The sequence below is a fragment of the Gordonia desulfuricans NBRC 100010 genome (assembly GCF_001485495.1).
Classification (GTDB): Bacteria; Actinomycetota; Actinomycetes; order Mycobacteriales; family Mycobacteriaceae; genus Gordonia; species Gordonia desulfuricans.
The window spans coordinates 1-16,542 of sequence record NZ_BCNF01000153.1; the positions used below are offsets into that span (position 1 = coordinate 1).

General features: G+C 67.5%; 19 protein-coding genes and 1 pseudogene. 4 read left to right on the forward strand and 16 right to left on the reverse strand.

Translation table 11 applies throughout. The features are described 5' to 3' along the window. Window positions 1-103 precede the first annotated feature (103 nt). The 4 genes from GD1_RS21480 to GD1_RS21495 all read right to left on the reverse strand — a co-directional run bounded on the left by GD1_RS21480 (window position 104) and on the right by GD1_RS21495 (window position 2,323). Window positions 104-529: a DoxX family protein gene (locus GD1_RS21480; RefSeq protein ID WP_059039494.1), complete on the reverse strand. Its 426-nt coding sequence runs from the start codon at window positions 527-529 to the stop codon at window positions 104-106. Between the two features lie 11 nt (window positions 530-540). After that, on the reverse strand, window positions 541-963 hold the full coding sequence (locus GD1_RS21485; protein WP_059039502.1) for an organic hydroperoxide resistance protein: 423 nt from the start codon (window positions 961-963) through the stop codon (window positions 541-543). 11 nt (window positions 964-974) lie between these two features. After that, window positions 975-1,460: a MarR family winged helix-turn-helix transcriptional regulator gene (locus GD1_RS21490; RefSeq protein WP_059039503.1), complete on the reverse strand. Its 486-nt coding sequence runs from the start codon at window positions 1,458-1,460 to the stop codon at window positions 975-977. A 119-nt stretch (window positions 1,461-1,579) separates the two neighbouring features. Beyond that, window positions 1,580-2,323: a LysR substrate-binding domain-containing protein gene (locus GD1_RS21495; protein WP_059039495.1), complete on the reverse strand. Its 744-nt coding sequence runs from the start codon at window positions 2,321-2,323 to the stop codon at window positions 1,580-1,582. A 50-nt stretch (window positions 2,324-2,373) separates the two neighbouring features. Here GD1_RS21495 and GD1_RS21500 point away from each other — a divergent pair, with 50 nt between their 5' ends. Next, window positions 2,374-2,760 carry a DUF5997 family protein gene (locus GD1_RS21500; protein WP_053778372.1) on the forward strand — a complete coding sequence of 129 codons (387 nt, stop codon included), beginning with the start codon at window positions 2,374-2,376 and terminating at the stop codon, window positions 2,758-2,760. A gap of 54 nt (window positions 2,761-2,814) precedes the next feature. Here GD1_RS21500 and GD1_RS21505 read toward each other — a convergent pair whose 3' ends face one another. Continuing rightward, entirely contained in the window at window positions 2,815-3,252 is a 438-nt protein-coding gene (locus tag GD1_RS21505; protein WP_053778371.1) for a VOC family protein, read from the reverse strand. Between the two features lie 154 nt (window positions 3,253-3,406). Here GD1_RS21505 and GD1_RS21510 point away from each other — a divergent pair, with 154 nt between their 5' ends. Beyond that, window positions 3,407-4,303 (forward strand): bile acid:sodium symporter family protein, encoded by an 897-nt coding sequence (locus GD1_RS21510; protein WP_059039496.1) that lies wholly within the window; start codon window positions 3,407-3,409, stop codon window positions 4,301-4,303. A 54-nt stretch (window positions 4,304-4,357) separates the two neighbouring features. Here the strand turns inward: GD1_RS21510 and GD1_RS21515 are convergent, their stop codons facing one another. The 8 genes from GD1_RS21515 to GD1_RS21550 form a co-directional block, all read right to left on the reverse strand. After that, a complete protein-coding gene (locus tag GD1_RS21515) occupies window positions 4,358-5,896 on the reverse strand; it encodes an MFS transporter (protein ID WP_059039504.1) in 1,539 nt (512 codons plus the stop codon). After that, window positions 5,893-6,462, reverse strand: a complete 570-nt coding sequence (locus tag GD1_RS21520; protein ID WP_059039497.1) for a TetR/AcrR family transcriptional regulator — start codon at window positions 6,460-6,462, stop codon at window positions 5,893-5,895. The genes GD1_RS21515 and GD1_RS21520 overlap by 4 nt, the downstream gene beginning before the upstream one ends. Before the next feature lie 124 nt (window positions 6,463-6,586). Further along, window positions 6,587-6,952: a thioredoxin gene (gene trxA, locus GD1_RS21525; protein WP_059039498.1), complete on the reverse strand. Its 366-nt coding sequence runs from the start codon at window positions 6,950-6,952 to the stop codon at window positions 6,587-6,589. Window positions 6,953-7,015: 63 nt separating this feature from the next. Further along, window positions 7,016-8,044 carry an ABC transporter substrate-binding protein gene (locus GD1_RS21530; RefSeq protein ID WP_059039499.1) on the reverse strand — a complete coding sequence of 343 codons (1,029 nt, stop codon included), beginning with the start codon at window positions 8,042-8,044 and terminating at the stop codon, window positions 7,016-7,018. A 65-nt stretch (window positions 8,045-8,109) separates the two neighbouring features. Beyond that, a complete protein-coding gene (locus GD1_RS21535) occupies window positions 8,110-8,481 on the reverse strand; it encodes a 4Fe-4S dicluster domain-containing protein (protein WP_053778353.1) in 372 nt (123 codons plus the stop codon). Next, the gene (locus GD1_RS21540; protein WP_059039500.1) at window positions 8,478-10,091 is read right to left on the reverse strand and encodes an FAD-dependent oxidoreductase; all 1,614 of its coding nucleotides are present in this window, start codon (window positions 10,089-10,091) and stop codon (window positions 8,478-8,480) included. The genes GD1_RS21535 and GD1_RS21540 overlap by 4 nt, the downstream gene beginning before the upstream one ends. After that, window positions 10,088-10,867 carry an ABC transporter ATP-binding protein gene (locus GD1_RS21545; RefSeq protein ID WP_059039501.1) on the reverse strand — a complete coding sequence of 260 codons (780 nt, stop codon included), beginning with the start codon at window positions 10,865-10,867 and terminating at the stop codon, window positions 10,088-10,090. The genes GD1_RS21540 and GD1_RS21545 overlap by 4 nt, the downstream gene beginning before the upstream one ends. After that, entirely contained in the window at window positions 10,864-11,751 is an 888-nt protein-coding gene (locus tag GD1_RS21550) for an ABC transporter permease (protein ID WP_059039505.1), read from the reverse strand. The genes GD1_RS21545 and GD1_RS21550 overlap by 4 nt, the downstream gene beginning before the upstream one ends. Window positions 11,752-11,965: 214 nt before the next feature. On the opposite strand from GD1_RS21550, the gene GD1_RS21555 reads away from it, so the two are divergent. Continuing rightward, complete coding sequence (locus tag GD1_RS21555) at window positions 11,966-13,594, forward strand: hypothetical protein (protein ID WP_174519095.1); 1,629 nt, start codon at window positions 11,966-11,968, stop codon at window positions 13,592-13,594. A 200-nt stretch (window positions 13,595-13,794) separates the two neighbouring features. Here GD1_RS21555 and GD1_RS21560 read toward each other — a convergent pair whose 3' ends face one another. Genes GD1_RS21560 through GD1_RS21570 form a run of 3 tightly spaced genes read right to left on the reverse strand, consistent with a single transcriptional unit; the run spans window position 13,795 to window position 16,033 of the window. Further along, a complete protein-coding gene (locus GD1_RS21560) occupies window positions 13,795-15,030 on the reverse strand; it encodes a bifunctional 3,4-dihydroxy-2-butanone-4-phosphate synthase/GTP cyclohydrolase II (RefSeq protein ID WP_020789634.1) in 1,236 nt (411 codons plus the stop codon). Next, a complete protein-coding gene (locus GD1_RS21565; protein WP_059039507.1) occupies window positions 15,030-15,527 on the reverse strand; it encodes a flavin reductase family protein in 498 nt (165 codons plus the stop codon). The genes GD1_RS21560 and GD1_RS21565 overlap by 1 nt, the downstream gene beginning before the upstream one ends. Window positions 15,528-15,532: 5 nt before the next feature. Continuing rightward, window positions 15,533-16,033 carry an NADPH-dependent FMN reductase gene (locus GD1_RS21570; RefSeq protein WP_053778365.1) on the reverse strand — a complete coding sequence of 167 codons (501 nt, stop codon included), beginning with the start codon at window positions 16,031-16,033 and terminating at the stop codon, window positions 15,533-15,535. Between the two features lie 257 nt (window positions 16,034-16,290). Here GD1_RS21570 and GD1_RS21575 point away from each other — a divergent pair. Then, window positions 16,291-16,542 (forward strand): annotated as a pseudogene (locus tag GD1_RS21575) (hypothetical protein); the annotation flags it as partial.

Sequence of the window (16,542 nt, forward strand, 5' to 3'; positions counted from 1 at the left end):
TCAGACGGCCGACGTCGGAACGCAACCGCTTCTCGGGTCCTCGCTACGCTCGGTCCCGGCTCAATCAGCAAGCAGCGGTGGATGGTTGAGCCAACGAGAAGCACTACTTCTTGCCGTCGCCGCCCGCGGCGAGGGCCCACGCCACGAGGGCGGGCTGACCGAACAGCCGGGCCAGCCGTTTGCCGTCGGTGTCGAGTCCGAAGGCATCGATGTGGTTGCGGTACTGGTGGATATTGCCCGGGAAGACCGCGACGAAGAAGGCCGCGACGATCGCCGACACCAACCGGCGGTGACGCGGCAGGGCGATCAGGGCGGACCCGAGTGCGATCTCGACTCCTCCCGAAGCCAGTACCGTGGCATCTTTGCCGAGCGGTACCCAGGTCGGGACCTGCGCCTGGAACTCGTTGCGTTGGAACGTCAGATGGCCGATACCGGCCAGCCCCAGCACCGAGCCCAGCGCCACCCGTGCGATGCCGCGGCCGCGGCTCTGACGTGTCGTGGCCGGCGTGGTCAACGTGGAGATCGTCATCGTCGAACCCCTCAGTCCTCGGTCACGGTGAGCGTGACGTCGATGTTGCCGCGGGTCGCATTCGAGTAGGGGCACACGTGGTGGGCCTTCTCGGTCAGGGCGCGCGCCTCGTCGGCCGACAGTGCGGGCAGGCTGATCTCGAGTTCCACCGAGAGCCCGAATCCACCTCCGTCGAGGGAGTCGAGCGAGACACGCGCTCCCACTGCCGAATCCGAGATATCGGCCTTCTCGGCACGTGCCACGGTACGCAGTGCACTGTGAAAGCAGGCCGCGTACCCGATCGCGAACAGCTGCTCGGGGTTGGTGCCGGCACCGTTGCCACCGAGTTCCTTGGGGATTCCGAGTTCGACGTCGAGGACGCCATCAGAGCTGCGTCCGTGTCCGTTACGGCCGTCGCCGGTTGCCAGTGCCTCTGCGGTGTAGAGATGACTCATCACGTTCTCCTTCACGAGCGTGGTTGGGGCGACTCGATGCGGTCGAGTTCGCCGATCAGGTTGTGCAAGGCTTCACGGAGCGCGCCGACGTCGGCGACACCGAACTGCGGGACGCCATCGGGATCGGCCTCCTCGGCCGCGACGATCGAGTCGCCGAGGGCCGCGGTGACGCAGTCGGCACGATCTGCCATGTCGGCACCGGCGTCGGTCAGGGCGACGATGGTCGAACGCTCGTCGGTGTCCGAACGGCGGCGTACCACCAGTTCGGCCTTTTCCAGGCGCCGGACCAGCGGCGAGACGGTGCCCGAGTCGAGGTGCAACCTGGCACACAGCCGCCCGATCGGAGCCTCGCGCTCCTCCCACAGCACCAGCATCACCAGGTACTGCGGGTAGGTGAGGCCCAACTCCCGAAGACCGGGGCGCTGCGCGGCGATCACCGCCCGGGAGGCGGCGTACAGGGCGAAGCAGAGCTGGTCGTCGAGGCGTGGGTTGCTCACGAGAACCAACATAGCCCCGATTTATGTGTTGCATAACCTAGTTGTGTCGCACATAAAAATGGGGCACGCGAGTCTGCCACGACTCGTGCAGGCGATCGGGGTGGCCGAGCGGCGGCGACTCAGTGCCGTCGGGGACGCCCGGCACCTTTCCGCATGCTCTTGCCCGGGATCTTCCCGGCCGCCTCGCGGGCCGCCCGTTTGGCTGCGGCCTTCTCCTTGGCCGACCGCTTCGGCGCGGGCTCGGACCGGCCCCGTGACGACGTCGACTTGCGTCCGCGCACGATGCCGACGAACTCGTCGGCGAGCTCATCGGTGGGTTGCGGCCACAGCAGCCCGACGGCGCCGGTGGGAGCATCGGTCACCGGCCGGTAGACCAGGTCCTTACGGTGATGCAGTCGCGCCAACGACTGCGGCACCAGCAGCAGACCCATCCCTGCGGCAACGAGTTCGATTGCGTCACCGACGGTTTCGGGACAATGCTCGATCTCGGTGCCGGGTCGGCGCGGCACCGCGAGCGGCTCGTCGAGGGGCCAGAGGAACTGTTCGTCGCCGAGGTCGGCCATCGTGAGCTCATCGCCTGCGGTCAGCAGGTGATCCTTGGGCAGGACGACGACGGTGGTCTCGACGTACAGCTCGATCACGTGGTGTGCGCCGGGGTCGCCGTGGTGGAGGGCGTCGGGGATACGGGTGATCGCCATCTGCACGTTCCCCTGCCCCACCGCTGCCGCACAGTCGGCGACGGCGAGGGGGACGAGGTCGAGGGGCACGTCGGGTCGCCGTTCCGCCCAGATCCGCACCCACTTGTTCGGGGTCACGCCGGGGACGTACGCCAGTCGAAATGTGGGGGCGTCGCCGGGTGTCATCACGCAGAAAGGCTACCGCCCGATACCCTCGAGGGATGAGTTCGCAGTCGATGAAGCCGGCCACCGCCGCCAAGAAACTGGACGTGTACCTGCCGGCGACACCTGCCGAGTTCCAGCAGGGCACCATCACCCGGTCCGAACTCGCCGAACTGCAGGCCGATCCGCCGGAATGGCTGCGCACCCTGCGCGCCGACGGCCCGCACCCGAAGAACCTGGTCGCGGCCAGGCTCGGCATCTCCAATTCGGGACTGTCGCGGGCCGGGATCACCGACGCCCTGACCACCGCCCAGATCAACGACCTGCTCGCCGAGATGCCGGAGTGGCTCGCCGCCGAGCGGGCCACCCAGGTGGAGGTCCGTCGCGAAGAGCGGCGCGTCAAGTCCCTGCACGCCGACCGTCGCCGCGCACTCGAAGAGCCCGAGACCGACGAGTCCTGATCCTCGGCGAATCCGCCTGCCCCCGAATCTGTTTCGACCGAGACAGATCCGGGTCTATGCCTTCGTCAGGTCCTGGGCCAGCATCACGATGATCCCGCTGGGTCCGCGCACATAGGTCAGTTTGTAGATGTCGCGGTAGTTGGCGACGCCACGCAGCGGATGACATCCGTGCCGCGCCGCCGTCGCCAACGCCTCGTCGATGTCGTCGACGGCGAAGGCCACCCGATGCATGCCGATCTCGTTGGGCAGCGTCGGTTCGGTCGGGATCGCCGCCGGATGGATGTACTCGAACAGTTCGAGGCGCCCGTGGCCGTCGGGTGTCCCGAGCATCGCGATCCGCGCATGGTTGCCGTCGAGTCCGACGGCGACGTCGGCCCACTCACCGCTGACCTCGTCCCGGCCGAGCACGGTGAGGCCGAGATCGGTGAAGAAGGCGATGGCGCCATCCAGATCGTCGACGGCGATACCCACGTTCTCGAGTGTGATGCCCACCCGCTCCACCGTAGTGAGCTCGGCGGACTCCGGTTGGGGACCACCGGGACGACACGCCCACATCGGACGTCGAAACCTCGCGCGTCTGCGCCGATCGGTCCGTTTTGCACCTATTGCCGTGTGAGAGTGGACGGAATCAGACGGAGGTGTGGCAGTGCAGGATTCTGTGTTGATCTCGACCGGGTTGCCGATCGCGCTGGCGATCATCATGTTCGGCCTGGGGTTGTCGCTGACACCCGGGGATTTCGCCCGCGTCGCACGCACACCACGCGCGGTGATCGGGATACTCGCCGTCCAGATCCTCATTCTCCCGGTGATCGCCTTCGGGCTTGTCCTCGTCTTCGACCTGCCGCCGCTGCTGGCCGTCGGCGTGATGTTGCTGGCCGCGTCACCGGGCGGCACCACGGCCAACCTGTTCAGCCATCTCTTTCGCGGTGACGTCGCCCTGAACATCTCACTGACCGCGATCAACTCGGTGCTCGCGGCCTTCACCATCCCGCTGATCACCAATCTCGCGATCGGCCACTTCGACGCCGACGGCGCGTTGGGTCTGCAGTTCACCAAGGTCGTCCAGGTGATCGCGCTGGTCCTGGCCCCGGTGGCGATCGGGATGGTGGTGCGCTCGCGATGGTCCGGCTTCGCCCGGAGCGCCGACCGCCCGGTCCGGATCTTCTCCATCGCGGTGCTCGTCGTCGTGACCACCGGCGCGATCATCGCCGAGCGCGACAACGTCGTCGACTATGCGCGGCAGGTGGGAGTGGTGGTGAGCCTCTTCTGCCTGATCAGCCTGTCGTGCGGCTTCGGTGCCGCACTGTTGCTACGGCTGACCCGGCCGCAGGCCGTCGCCGCCTCGATGGAGATCGGTGTCCACAACACCACGATCGCCCTGACCATCGCGCTGAGTGTGCTCGACAATGCGATGGTCGCCGTCCCGGCGGCGGTCTACTCCATCGTCATGTACATCCTGACCCCGGCGTTCGGGTGGGTGATCACCCGCGAACCCCGGACCGAGACCGCCGACGACGACGCGGTCGGCCTGCGCGAGTCGTGAGGTGCCGTGCGCGCGGGGCGGACCGCACGCACGACACCTCACCCGGCCTGCGGTTCAGTGCTGGATGTCGAGGTCCAGTCCGCGTGGCGTCAGCCAGAAGACGATCCCCCCGGCGATCGCCAGCATCACCGCCCCGACGATGCCGACCTGCGCGATCGCGTCGGTGAAGGCGGTCTGCGCGATGGCCGCGAGTTCGGCGGAGCCGGTCTGCCGCGCCACCTCCATGGCCTCGGCCAGCGACTCGTCGGCGCCGGGCACGTCCACCGGGATCTTGCTGTTGAAGGCGACCGCGGCGATGGTCCCGAGAAGCGCCACGCCGAAGACGTTGCCGAGGTCGTAGGCCGTCTCCTCGATCGCCGCGGCATTGCCCGCCTTGTCCTGCGGACTGCCGGACATGATCATCGCCGAGCCGATCGCCAGGGCGCCCGCGCCGGCACCCTGCAACAGCATCGCCGTCGCGACCCACGGATAGGCGAGTGGTGCGGGTGCGAGGTAGAACAGCAGGAATCCGGCCGCGGGCAACAGTAGCGCCATACCCATGACGACGCGCACGCCGAGGAGGTCGACAAGATTCCGGGCCGGGATCGAGGTGAGGATCGCACCCACCGCGAACGGGAGCAGCCGGATTCCGGCCTGCAGCGGCGAGTGACCCTCCACCAGTTGCAGCCATTGGGCGAGCAGCAGGAGTCCGCCACCCATCGCCAGCATCGAGAACAGTGCCGCGAGCACCCCCGCGGTCAGCTGCGGCCGACGGAACAGCCGAACGTCGAGCAGCGGTTCCGGCCGGCGCAGGCACCGCATCACGAACAGCGTGAGCACCACCGCCGAACCGATCAGGCCGATCCAGGCCGGCGGATTGGCGAAGCCGTCGGCCACATAGTGTTTGCCGAACTCCTTGATCGACCACACCAGCGTCGCCACACCGCCGACGGCGAGCACCGAACCGATCAGGTCCAGTGAGCCTGCCGCCGTGAGTCGCGACTCGGGCAGCAGGAATGCCGCGGCCACGATCGCCACGATCATCGGCGGCACGTTCACCAGGAATGCCGCATGCCAGGAGAAGTGTTCCAGCAGAAGGCCACCCACGATCGGACCGACTGCCGCACCGGCCGCCGAGACCGCCGCCCACACGCCGAGGGCGAGGGTGCGCTCATGCGGATCGGTGAACACCACGCGCAGCATCGACAGGGTGGTCGGCATGATCATCGCGCCGCCCAGCCCCAGCAGCGCACGAAGCGCGATCACCGCGGCGGTGGAATCGGCCCACAGCACCAGCAGTGAGGCCAGACCGAACACGGCGAAGCCGAGGATCAGGAGCCGACGCCGTCCCCAGCGGTCGGCGAGTGCGCTCATCGGGATCAGCAGACCCGCCAGGACCAGCGAGTATGCGTCGACCATCCACAGCTGGCCGGTTGCCGACGGGGTGAGTTCGGCGCTGATCGACGGCAGGGCCACGTTGAGCACGGTCAGATCCATGACGACGGTCAGCAGGGCCACCGACAGCACCGTCAACGACGCCCAGCGACGCCAGGTCGGCATCGGATCCTTCAGGGTGCCATCCGGATTGGTGGGCAGCGAGTAGAGAACGGTCATGGCCGGTCCGATCCGGCGGCGCATCCCGGCCCGCCCATCAACGTGCGGGTGAGCTTCTCGAGAACGTCGAGTTCGAGGGGTTGTTCGTGGATCGCCGCGTGCATGCAGGCGCCGTCGACGAAGACGGCGAGCAGCCGGGCGGTGGCCGGGTCGGTGACGGTGCACAGGATCTCCACCAGCCCGTCAAACCATCGCCGGGTGAGCGCAACGAGTTCGGGTCGCTGCAGGGCTGCGGTGTAGATCGTGATCTCGACGCGCACTTGGTCGCGGTCGGACAGATACTCGTGGAACAGCCGCGCGACGGTCTCCGGGGTGGCATCCCCGCCGGCCACCAGTTCCGCGGTCTCGGCGAGGCCGGTGTCGACCTGGTCGGCCAGGTACTCGAGCGCGGCGGTGGTGAGGTCGTCGAGCGTCGAGAAGTAGTACGTCGTCGACCCCAGCGGCACGCCGGCATGCTCGGCGACCCGCCGGTGGGTCGGTTTACCGTCGCCGGCGCACAACAGTTCGGCGGCCGCGATGACGATCTGCTCGCGACGGCCCGCGGGGTCGCGGGTGGATGGGGGCATGACGGCTCCTGACGCTGTGCGGTCTGTACAAACGTACATGTACGTTTGTACAGACCTGATCAGGGCCGGTCAAGACCCGTATCCGTACCCGGTGAGGCTTATCCGGTGAGGTCGGTCACCGGCATCATTCGGCCTGGGCCGCGGCGACCTCCTTGCGGACCTGGTCCATGTCGAGACCCTCGACCGCCTCGATCAGCTGCTCGAGCTGCTGCGCCGGGAGCGCTCCGGCCTGGTTGAACACCATGATCCCGTCGCGGAAGGCCATCAGGGTGGGGATGGATCGGATGCCGAAGCCGCCGGCTAGCTCCTGCTGCGCCTCGGTGTCGATCTTGCCGAAGACGATGTCGGAGTGGGCCTCGGCGGCCTTCTCGAAGACCGGCGCGAACATCCGGCAGGGTCCGCACCAGGCCGCCCAGAAGTCGAGCAGGACGATGCCACCCTCCTTGATGGTGTCGTCGAAGTTGGACAGGGTGATCTCACGGGTTGTCATGACGGTTTCAATGGATACCTGGCGGGGTATATTCCATGGTCCGGCGCCCACAGTGCCCTCCGATCAGGAGTCCGACGACGTGTCGGTGCGGTAGTACCAGCTGTCGAGGTCGAAGTTCTCCTTGAGGCTCCCCTGCTCGGCCAGGAACTTCTTGGTCCCGGTCAACAGTTCCACTGCCCTCGCCGGGAAGGGTTCCGGCGCGAAGTTGTCCGGGTCGGCGGCCTGCCGAATGGCCTCCGCGGGCGCCTTGGAGTTGGCGATCTCGAAGTCCACGTAGGCGTTCCAGTTGTCCTTGGTGTAGGTCACCGCGTCGGCGTGCAGCTTCTGCCATGCGGCACCGAACGTCGGGTGCTTGCCCAGGAAGGCGTCGGCGGCGACGGTGACACTGGTGCCGGCCAGATCCGGATGGTTCTGGTACACCGAGTCGACGAGGTGGAATCCCTTGAGCAGGAAGCTCTGCAACGTCACCGACGGCACCACTCCGGGCAGTGCCGCCCCGGCGATCTCCCCGGAGTTCAGCGGCGCCTCCTGATCGGCCGGGTACAGGTGCACCAACTCCGCGGTGATCCCCTCGGCCTGCAACGCTCCCTGCAGGTACCGGTCGATGTAGGAGCCCTTGGGAACACCGATCCGCTTGCCCGCCAGGTCTTTGAGGGTCTTGATGTTCGGGTCCTTGGCCACCACTCCGGCGTTCAGATTGAACTGGGTGATCGAGATCAGGCGGGTGTCGAGGCCGCTGCCGCGCGCCACCAGGGCCGGGGTGTCACCGTACTGGGCGACGTCGAGCCGGCCACCGATGAGCGCCTGGTTGAGGTCGGGCCCGTTGGGGAAGTTGTACACCTCGATCTTGTCGACCCCCAGCGGCTTCAACGCCTCCAGCAACTTTCCCTGGCTGTGGGCGAAGCCGATGGGTCCGGTCAGGGTGTTGGTGGAGCCGATCACCCCGATCCGCAAGGTGCCGATGACGTCGCGTTCGGCCGAGTCGTCCTGACCGCCGCCACATCCGGCGAGGGCGACGACGGCGAGCAGCATCGATCCGAACAGGGCGAGCAGGCGGGCCGCGCTGATGCGGCCCACGCGGGTGCGGGGCATGGGAGTCCTTGTGCGATTCGGGTGAGCGGGTCGAGGGGTACGACCGATCGGATGTCCGGCCGGGGTCAGGGTGTGCCAGTTGCCGCGGCGGCGATACGTTCGTCGATGCGCGGCGGCGGATCGCCATGCGGGATGGGCGGTCCCACCGCGGTGCGGCTGCCCGGTTGTCGCCCGCTCCCCCAGCCCAGATGGGCCCGGTAGCTGCCGATCAGATCGGCGGGGGCGGTGAACGTCTGCGGGTCGGCCGGGGCCGAGTCCGGACCGACGTAGAGCGCGTCGGTGGGGCAGTACGCCTCACACATGAAACAGGTCTGGCAGTCGGACTGGCGCGCGATCACCGGGACCCCGGACTCGGTGCTGTCGAAGACATTCGTCGGGCACGCGGCCACGCACTTGTCGCAGCCGATACATGCGTCGGCGATGACGAGTTCGATCATGCGACAAGCACTCCCGCCGCCCGGTCGGCCAGGGCACCCGGAAGCGCGGGCGCTCGTCGCACCCACACCTCGTCGAGTCCCCCGGACAGGATGTGGCCGTGCTGACCGGAATCCTGGTCGGGGTGGTCGTCGCGTTTGCTCATCCCGCGTGACTCGGTCCGCGCGAGTGCCGAGGCGTAGATCCACCGTCCGACCGCGGTGATCGCGGCCGCCTGCCGGGTGGCGATCCGTTCCGAGGTCGACGGCGCACCGAAATCACCGGCCGACAACGACTCCCAGATGCCGTCGAGTGCGCCGAGCGCGGGGGCGAGCCGGTCGCCGTGCCGGATGTAGTTCTTCTCGAACGGGATCAGCTGAGCCTGCGCCGCGGCCACCACCTCTGCGGCCTGCGGGGCGTGATGTCCGGTGCCGAGTCCGACGCGTCCCGCACCGGACAGTGCGAGCCGGCCGCGGTGGCCGTGGGCCAGTCCGTCGCGGGCGGCGATCTTCCCGGCGAAAGTCCCCGACGACATCGCCCACGCCGAATTGTGGCTGCCGCCACCGGTGAATCCACCACAGATGCGTTCGCGGGTCGCGGCGTCACCGGCGGCGTAGAGGCCGGGCACCCCGGTCCAGCAGTCGTCGTCGACGACGTTGATCCCGCCGGTCCCCCGCACCGTGCCCTCGGCGAGCAGATCGACCTCGAACCGCTGGGTGAACGGGTCGATCCCACGTCGGTCGAACTGCAGGAAGAAGTTCGGCTGCCCTTGGCGCATCAGTGCGGCGGTGCGCTCGTCGGCCCGATCGAGCTGCGCATACACCTTCTCCTGCAGCAGGGTTCGCGCGATCACCGAACGGCCCTTGGTCGACCCAGCACCCTCGACGATGCGCCCGTCCTCGTGGAAGAACGTCGCATAACCGTAGTAGGCGGTCTTGGTGACGGTGGCCCCCTTGGGCACGATGGCATAGGCGTTGGCGAACTCCATCCCGGAGAACTCCGCACCCACCTCGGCGGCCATCAACGCACCGTCGCCGGTGTCGACATTGGTGCCCAGCGCCCGGGACAGGAAGGCGCAGCCGCCGGTTGCGAGGACGACGGCACCGGCGGTGATCCGATAGTCGACGCCGAGCTGACGCCGCACACCGGCGGCACCGGACACCCGGCCGTCGGCGTCGACGAGCAGTTCGAGCGCAGGCGAATGATCGAGGATACGAACTCCCTTGCGCTGCACCCAGGCCCGCATCCGGCGCATGTACTCCGGCCCCTGGACCCCGGTGCGGATCGGCTCCCCGGTCTGCGCGTCTTGCGGGAACGGATAGCGTCCCTCGTCGCCGAGGCGGCGCATGTTGGCATAGGTCTGGTCGAGGACGCGGTCCATCCAGTCGTGGTCGGCGAGGTAGCCGCCGAGCTTCTCGCGGCTCGCCTTGGCCTCGGCACGCCGTTCCGGGTCGGGCACCACGTACCAGACCCCCGTCCCGGCCGGGGCGGTGGCACCCGATGTCCCGCAATAGCCTTTGTCGGCGATGATCACATCCGCGCCGGCGTCACGGGCGTGGATGGCCGCCCAGGTCGCGGCGGGTCCACCGCCGAGGATCAGAACATCGGTGGTCAGGGTCAGGGTCTCGGTCACGCTGTCTCCGTCGCGGTGGGCTGGTGGGTGGTCACGGGGCGGTGGTCGACACCGACGCCGAGGGCTGCGAGCAGTTGTTTGCGGTAGGCCACGAATCGGTGGTCGGTCACGTCGCGGGGTCGGGGCAGGTCGATGCGGATGTCCTCGGAGATCCGGCCGTCGCGCAACACCAGGGCCCGATCCGCCAGCAGCACGGCCTCTTCGACGTCGTGGGTGACCAGGAGGGTGGCCGGCCGGTGTTCCTGCCACAGGTGCTCGACGAGTGCTTGTGCGTTGATCCGGGTGAGGGCGTCGAGCGCCCCGAACGGCTCGTCGAGCAGGAGCAGTCGCGGTTCGCGGACCAGGGCCCGGGCGAGTGCGACGCGTTGGGATTCTCCACCCGAGAGGGTGGTGGGCCAGCCGTTCTCCTTGGTGGCCAACCCGACCTCGCCGAGCGCGGCCACCGCGCGCTCGTGCGCCCGACCACCGCGCAGCCCGAGGGCCACGTTGCGCCACACCGGAAGCCACGGGACCAGCCGGTGCTCCTGGAAGACGATCGCCTTGGCGTCGGGGGCTTCGATGGTTCCGGTGAACCCGTCGTCGAGGCCGCCGATCCCCCGCAACAAGGTGGACTTTCCGGAGCCGCTGGCGCCGAGCAGCGCGACGAACTCGCCGGGTTCGATGGTCAGGTCGATGCCGTCGAGTACGGTGCGGTCACCGAAGCGCCGTGTCGCGTCGTGCACCCGGACGCCGCCCAGGTCACTTGCCGTTCCCACCGACGGCACAGTCGTACTCATCGTCCCTCGAATCCGTTGCGCCAACGGAGGAACCGCTTCTCCAGCAGCCGGACGGCGAAGTCGGTGACGAGGCCGAGGACCGCGTAGATGACCAGCACGAGGAAGATCTGATCGGTGCGCAGATATTCCTTGGCGTCGTTCATCACGAAGCCGAGCCCCACCGTCGTCGTCTGCATCTCGGCGACGACGAGCACCAGCCAGCCGATGCCGAGAGCCTGACGCAACCCGACGAAGGTCTGCGGGAGTGCACCGGGCAGCAGGATGAAGCGCATGAGCTCGAACCGGGTGAGGTTCAACGATTCCGCGGCCTCGATGAGTTTCTGGTCCACACTGCGGATTCCGGCGAAGACGTTGACGTACATGGGGAAGATCGGCGCGACGATGATCAGTGCGATCTTGAAGACGTCGTCGATCCCGAACCAGATGATGAACACCGGGACCAGCGCCACCGCCGGCATCATCCGGAGCACCTGTACCGGCGCGTTGATCAGGTCCTCGGCGACGCGCACCAGTCCGGCGGCCACCCCGAGCAGGGTGCCGATCGTGATGCCGATCGCCAGACCGATCGCGACGCGTCTGGTGGACGCGGCGAGGTGATGCCACAGTTCGCCACTGGTGGCCAGCTGCCACCCTGCGTCGACGACATCGGTGGGGGCGGGCGTGGTGGCGCCCAGCCAGGTTCGGGCACCGAGCTGCCAGACCACCACCACCAGGACGAGGCCGATCGACTGGCGGAGCAGGCGGATCGCCGGCCCGCCGAACAGCCAGGACCGTACGGGATCGAGCGCACGCCGGGCCCTTGACCCCGACGTCGATACCGATGCGTCGACGTCGCCGGTCGCCGTACCGCTCGGTTCCGTGGTCGTGCTCGGTTCCGCGGTGATGTTCGGTTCGAGTTGCAGGGTCACCGACGTGCTCCCGGATGTGGAGGGCTGGATTGAGCAGTGAAGTTACGTCCAGCCCGCTCCCGGTCACAGGGTTTCGCGCACGGAGGTTCGGAACCGTCGGCGAGATCGCCTCCCCAATTCCGGGACCAGATGTGTCGAGGTGTTCGACGACCGGCCGGAGCAGATCGGGAAAAGACCTATCATCCTCGGCATGAGATTTCGCCGAGGACATCTGAGCGCCGCCGTCACGGCGGTTGCCGCCGCGATCGTCCTGCCGGTACTCGTGGCACCCGCACCGGCAGCGGCCGGTCCGGCGACATGTGTGCCGTTCGGGACCGCACAGCTCCCGCCGGGTGCCCCGGCCACCGGTGACCGCACCGGTTTCGACGATCTCCCCCGCCACCAGGGCACCGGGGCACCGGCCGAGGTGGAACTGCGGACCGAACGCATGCAGTTCAACAAGTACTGGGAGTTCGCCCTGGTCGGGCACACCCTGATCGCTCGTCCGCGGCACACCGGCACCTGGCGCGTCGTGCCGCTTCCGTCCTGTCTACGCGGACAACTGACCGCCATCTCGCTCGACGACGACGAGATGGTCGGCATCGACGGCGGTCGGTGGATCTACACGATGGACAACGTCACGCACTCGCCGCGCCTGTGGAACTGGACGTCGCGCTTCGGCGCCATGCTGTGGTTCGGCGATGGGCAGACCCTGCCGCCCAACACGGTGCGCCCGCACGGCTGGGCCCTGTCGGTCACCTCGCCGTCGGACAACCGTGAATACCTCGACATCGCCGGCCGAGTGCACCCGAGTGGCCAGGCCAAGATGACGATGATCCCCGCCCTGGTCGGCGACGGCAGCCGGATCGTGTACGCCGACCCCTGGCTGCCCAACGATCGGTCCTATGAGATCGGCAGCCCACTCGGCGGCCGCTTCCGGTCCGTTGCCCTGTCGGCATCGGCGTCGACGATGCTCGTCATCAATCGCTACGGCGACATGTTCACGCGGACTTTCGACTTCGACTCGTCGGGATCGGATTCGGTGTTCTTCCGCTACAGCTGGGAGAGCCAGGACGGACTGCCCAGCGCCACCGATCTGACGCAGGAGACCTGGGATCGGTCGACCGCGGCGGTTCAGCTTCCGGCACCCGACTGGAAACGGCAACCCAAGATCCCCGGTGAGATCACCTCGGCGATCACCGTCATCTCCACCGGGCCGGGCGCCGAACGCAGCGAACTCCGCGTCGAAGGACGTCAGAACGGCGAGGTCGGCTACTGGCGCAAGGGCTTACACGATTCGACCTGGGTGTTCGTACCGACCGGCGGGCCACTGCACGGACCGGTCCTGGACAACACCGGCCAGGACATGTCCGCCGCCACCCTGGCAGCACCGACGCCGTGGAACCTGTCGGCATCTCTGCCGTCGCGCACCGCCCTCGTCGACGGTCAGACGATGATCGACATCGGCCTTCCCTACAGCGTCGTCGATCCGCGCCTGCTCGACCAGATCGGGCTGTCGGCCGCACCGTCCGGATACCGGCTGTCGGTGAAACACTTCGATCCCGCGGTGACCACCCGCGAGGCCACGGTCACCACACCGGACGGAATCGACATCCCCGTCCTGCTCCACACCGCCGACGGGATGCGGATGACCCCCAGTCAGCCCGGATTGACCGGTACGCCAAGACATCTGATCGGCGCCATCGAGCTCCCCGATGATGTCTACGCCACCCGCAGCACCGATCCGGCCGTGGCAGCGTTCTACCGCGGATGGATGCGGGAGAAGAAGATCGCCCCGATCACCCTGAGTGCCACGAGCACCGACCTCGTGATCCGGTGACGCACCTCCGAAGCCACCGCAGCGTCAGTTCTGGGGCTTGGCTCCAGACCAATCAGCCACTGCCCGTAGCTGGTTGAGCCGACGAGGAGCGCAGCGACGAGTCGAGTCGAAACCTCCGCCGGCGGAACTCGCCGACCCGCCACCTCGGAGATGATCAATCTCCCAGCGTGAGCAACGACAAGCCGGTATCCGGCCAACCGCTACGCCAACCGAGATGTGCGAACCCCCTCGGCCGGAAGGAGATGCCCCATACGCTCACGTTTGGTCGCGAGGTACTCCACATTGTCCGGCATCGCTCCAACCACGAGCGGTACACGTTGCCGCACACCCACACCCGCGGTTTCGATCGCCGTGATCTTGTCCGGATTGTTGGTCAACAGCCGAACCTCCGCAACCCCGAGATCGTTCAGTATGGCTGCAGCAGCGCCATACTCACGGCCGTCGGCAGCCTCACCGAGAGCCGTGTTCGCGGCGATCGTGTCCATCCCGGCATCTTGCAGGGCATATGCTGCCAGCTTCTTCACCAGGCCTATGCCGCGTCCCTCGTGGCCACGCAGGTAGACGATGACCCCGCCATCACGAGCGATCCGCTCCATCGACGCAGACAACTGCGGGCCACAGTCACAGCGGCGTGACCCGAATGCCTCGCCGGTCAAACACTCCGAGTGCACCCGCACCAACGCGCCGCGACCGGGTGAACCCGACACCAGGGCAATGTGTTCGGCGCCGGTGACATGGTCGGCGTATCCGTACGCCCGGAACGACCCGTAGGCGTTGGGAATCGAGGTGACGGCCGCACGGCTCACCCGTGGCGAATCCGCCGACTCGGGCATCGGATGGGAGTGACGGTAGACGATCAGGTCCGCCACCGTCAGCACCGATAGACCGTGAACAGCTGCAAGATCGGCGATCTCGGGTGCCCGCATCATCGAGCCGTCATCTGACACCAACTCACAGATGGCGGCGACCGGCGGCAGCCCCGCATAGCGACACAGATCCACGGCGGCTTCCGTGTGACCGGGCCGCTCGAGAACTCCTCCGGCTCGGGCCCGGAGCGGGACAACATGGCCGGGTCGCGACAGGTCATCGAAGCGAGTGTCGGGGTCTGCCAGCACTCGCACCGTGGTGGCCCGGTCTGCGGCGCTGATTCCGGTGGTCACCCCGGCCACCGCGTCGACGGCCACGCAGTAGGCCGTCCCCCGTGGATCCTCGTTCTGCTCGACCATCCGCGGCAGGTGCAACTGATCTGCGCGACCGTCGGGCATGGCGACGCACACATAGCCCGACGTGTGCCGGATGGTCCACGCCATCCACTCGGTCGTCGCCGATGCGGCGGGCAGGATCACGTCGCCCTCGTTCTCACGGCCGGCGTCGTCGATCACCAGTACCGGTTTGCCCGCTCGTAGGTCGGCCAGCGCGGTCTCGATGCTTCCCATCACGCCACCAGAGTCCGGAACATGCTGCGGTGAAACACGATCGGTTCGATCGGGGTGTCGGGTTCACCGGCCGAGTGTGCGGCGTGCACACGCATCAAGACGATCCGATGATCACCTGCCGGAAGCTCTTGTTCCACGGTCACGTCGAGGTGAATGCCACACCCCTCGATGAAGACCGCACCACCATCATGCGTGCGGGTGTCGACGTCGGCGAACCTGTCACCGGACTTCGCCGCGAGACTCCGGGCCGCGATCGCGTGATCGGCACTGAGAACACTGATTCCGAGCCGCGGCAGTGCCGCCAGTCGCGGCCAGGTCGACGACGTGTTCTGCACACAGAAGGCGACCAGCGGTGGGTCCAGCGACACCGGGACAAAAGAACTCGCGGCCATACCCATACGCTCGCCGCCTGCCTCGGCACAAATGGCGACGACCCCGGCCGGGATGTGCGCGAACGCGTGGCGGAGAGCCGTTCCGTCGAGGGGGATTCCATTCATGGCCATCATGCCTCGTCTCGTGCCGACGCGAGCACCGTCGATCCCCATCGACCGGTGTAGTCGGCGATGCGCGTGTCGGTGGTGTAGGTGGAATCGATCAGATACAGGCCTGCAGCGGGGCAGGTGGCACCGAGTTCGACGAGCACCGGCTTGAGTAGCAGGTCCGGCGCCATCGCATGTGCGGGACCCGCACCGAGCATGAGTGGCACCGCCGTGACGCCGCGCAGCCCGTCGCCGGTCGCGAACTGGTCCAGGAAGAGCTTCAGGATTCCGGTGTACGTCGCCTTGAATGTGGGGCTCGCAACGATGACCAGATCCGACTTCGCCACCGTTTCCACGGCGGCAGAGACCTTTTCGTCTCCCCATCCCAGGAGACCGGAACCCAACTCCACGATGTCGACGATATTGGTCGGATCCGCGCCGGTCAGCGTGGCGGCGAGCCGGGTTGCTGCGTCGAGCGTCCGAGAGCCGGCCTTCGGATTTCCGGCTACGACGGTGGTGATCATCTGGCGTGACTCCTTCATGAATCGTGAATGACTTCGAATGTATCGAGGTCATGTTGCATCGGTCCCCTCGATTGTGTTCGTTGTGTAAACGAACCCGCCACACACGCTCCCGATGGCCGGGCACCGGCAGAACCGTCTGCGAACAGCACACGTGAAGGAAGGCGCGAGCCGTCGACATCCCGTGCCACGCACATTCATCGGCCGCCCCGATCGCGGCAGGCCCTCAGTTTGTCGGACCTCGTCTGCATGTTCGGTGCATGACCTCGGGGATGGCGTCAGCACAACCGGCCGGCACGGCCGGTGAGGGCGGGTTGTCGTGGCAGGACCTGGTCGAGTTGCAGCCGTTTACGGTACCGGTGGCCGAACGGTACTGGGGCGATGAGGAACTCGATGCCGGTGACCTGACCGAGATCCTCGCCCACTGCGCGGCGACCCGGGCGACGGCCTGGTACCGGATGTTGCAGGCCGCGTCGCTGCTCTACGAGGACTACGAAGAGTCCCATCACCGG

Coding starts and splice junctions, on each gene's coding strand:
- GD1_RS21480 (WP_059039494.1), bottom strand. CDS start 529: ATGACGATCTCCACGTTGACCACGCCGGCCACGACACGTCAGAGCCGC.
- GD1_RS21520 (WP_059039497.1), bottom strand. CDS start 6,462: ATGCCCCCATCCACCCGCGACCCCGCGGGCCGTCGCGAGCAGATCGTC.
- GD1_RS21545 (WP_059039501.1), bottom strand. CDS start 10,867: ATGAGTACGACTGTGCCGTCGGTGGGAACGGCAAGTGACCTGGGCGGC.
- GD1_RS21560 (WP_020789634.1), bottom strand. CDS start 15,030: ATGGGAAGCATCGAGACCGCGCTGGCCGACCTACGAGCGGGCAAACCG.
- GD1_RS21500 (WP_053778372.1), top strand. CDS start 2,374: ATGAAGCCGGCCACCGCCGCCAAGAAACTGGACGTGTACCTGCCGGCG.
- GD1_RS21495 (WP_059039495.1), bottom strand. CDS start 2,323: ATGACACCCGGCGACGCCCCCACATTTCGACTGGCGTACGTCCCCGGC.
- GD1_RS21555 (WP_174519095.1), top strand. CDS start 11,966: ATGAGATTTCGCCGAGGACATCTGAGCGCCGCCGTCACGGCGGTTGCC.
- GD1_RS21565 (WP_059039507.1), bottom strand. CDS start 15,527: ATGAATGGAATCCCCCTCGACGGAACGGCTCTCCGCCACGCGTTCGCG.
- GD1_RS21570 (WP_053778365.1), bottom strand. CDS start 16,033: ATGATCACCACCGTCGTAGCCGGAAATCCGAAGGCCGGCTCTCGGACG.
- GD1_RS21515 (WP_059039504.1), bottom strand. CDS start 5,896: ATGACCGTTCTCTACTCGCTGCCCACCAATCCGGATGGCACCCTGAAG.
- GD1_RS21485 (WP_059039502.1), bottom strand. CDS start 963: ATGAGTCATCTCTACACCGCAGAGGCACTGGCAACCGGCGACGGCCGT.
- trxA (WP_059039498.1), bottom strand. CDS start 6,952: ATGACAACCCGTGAGATCACCCTGTCCAACTTCGACGACACCATCAAG.
- GD1_RS21530 (WP_059039499.1), bottom strand. CDS start 8,044: ATGCCCCGCACCCGCGTGGGCCGCATCAGCGCGGCCCGCCTGCTCGCC.
- GD1_RS21535 (WP_053778353.1), bottom strand. CDS start 8,481: ATGATCGAACTCGTCATCGCCGACGCATGTATCGGCTGCGACAAGTGC.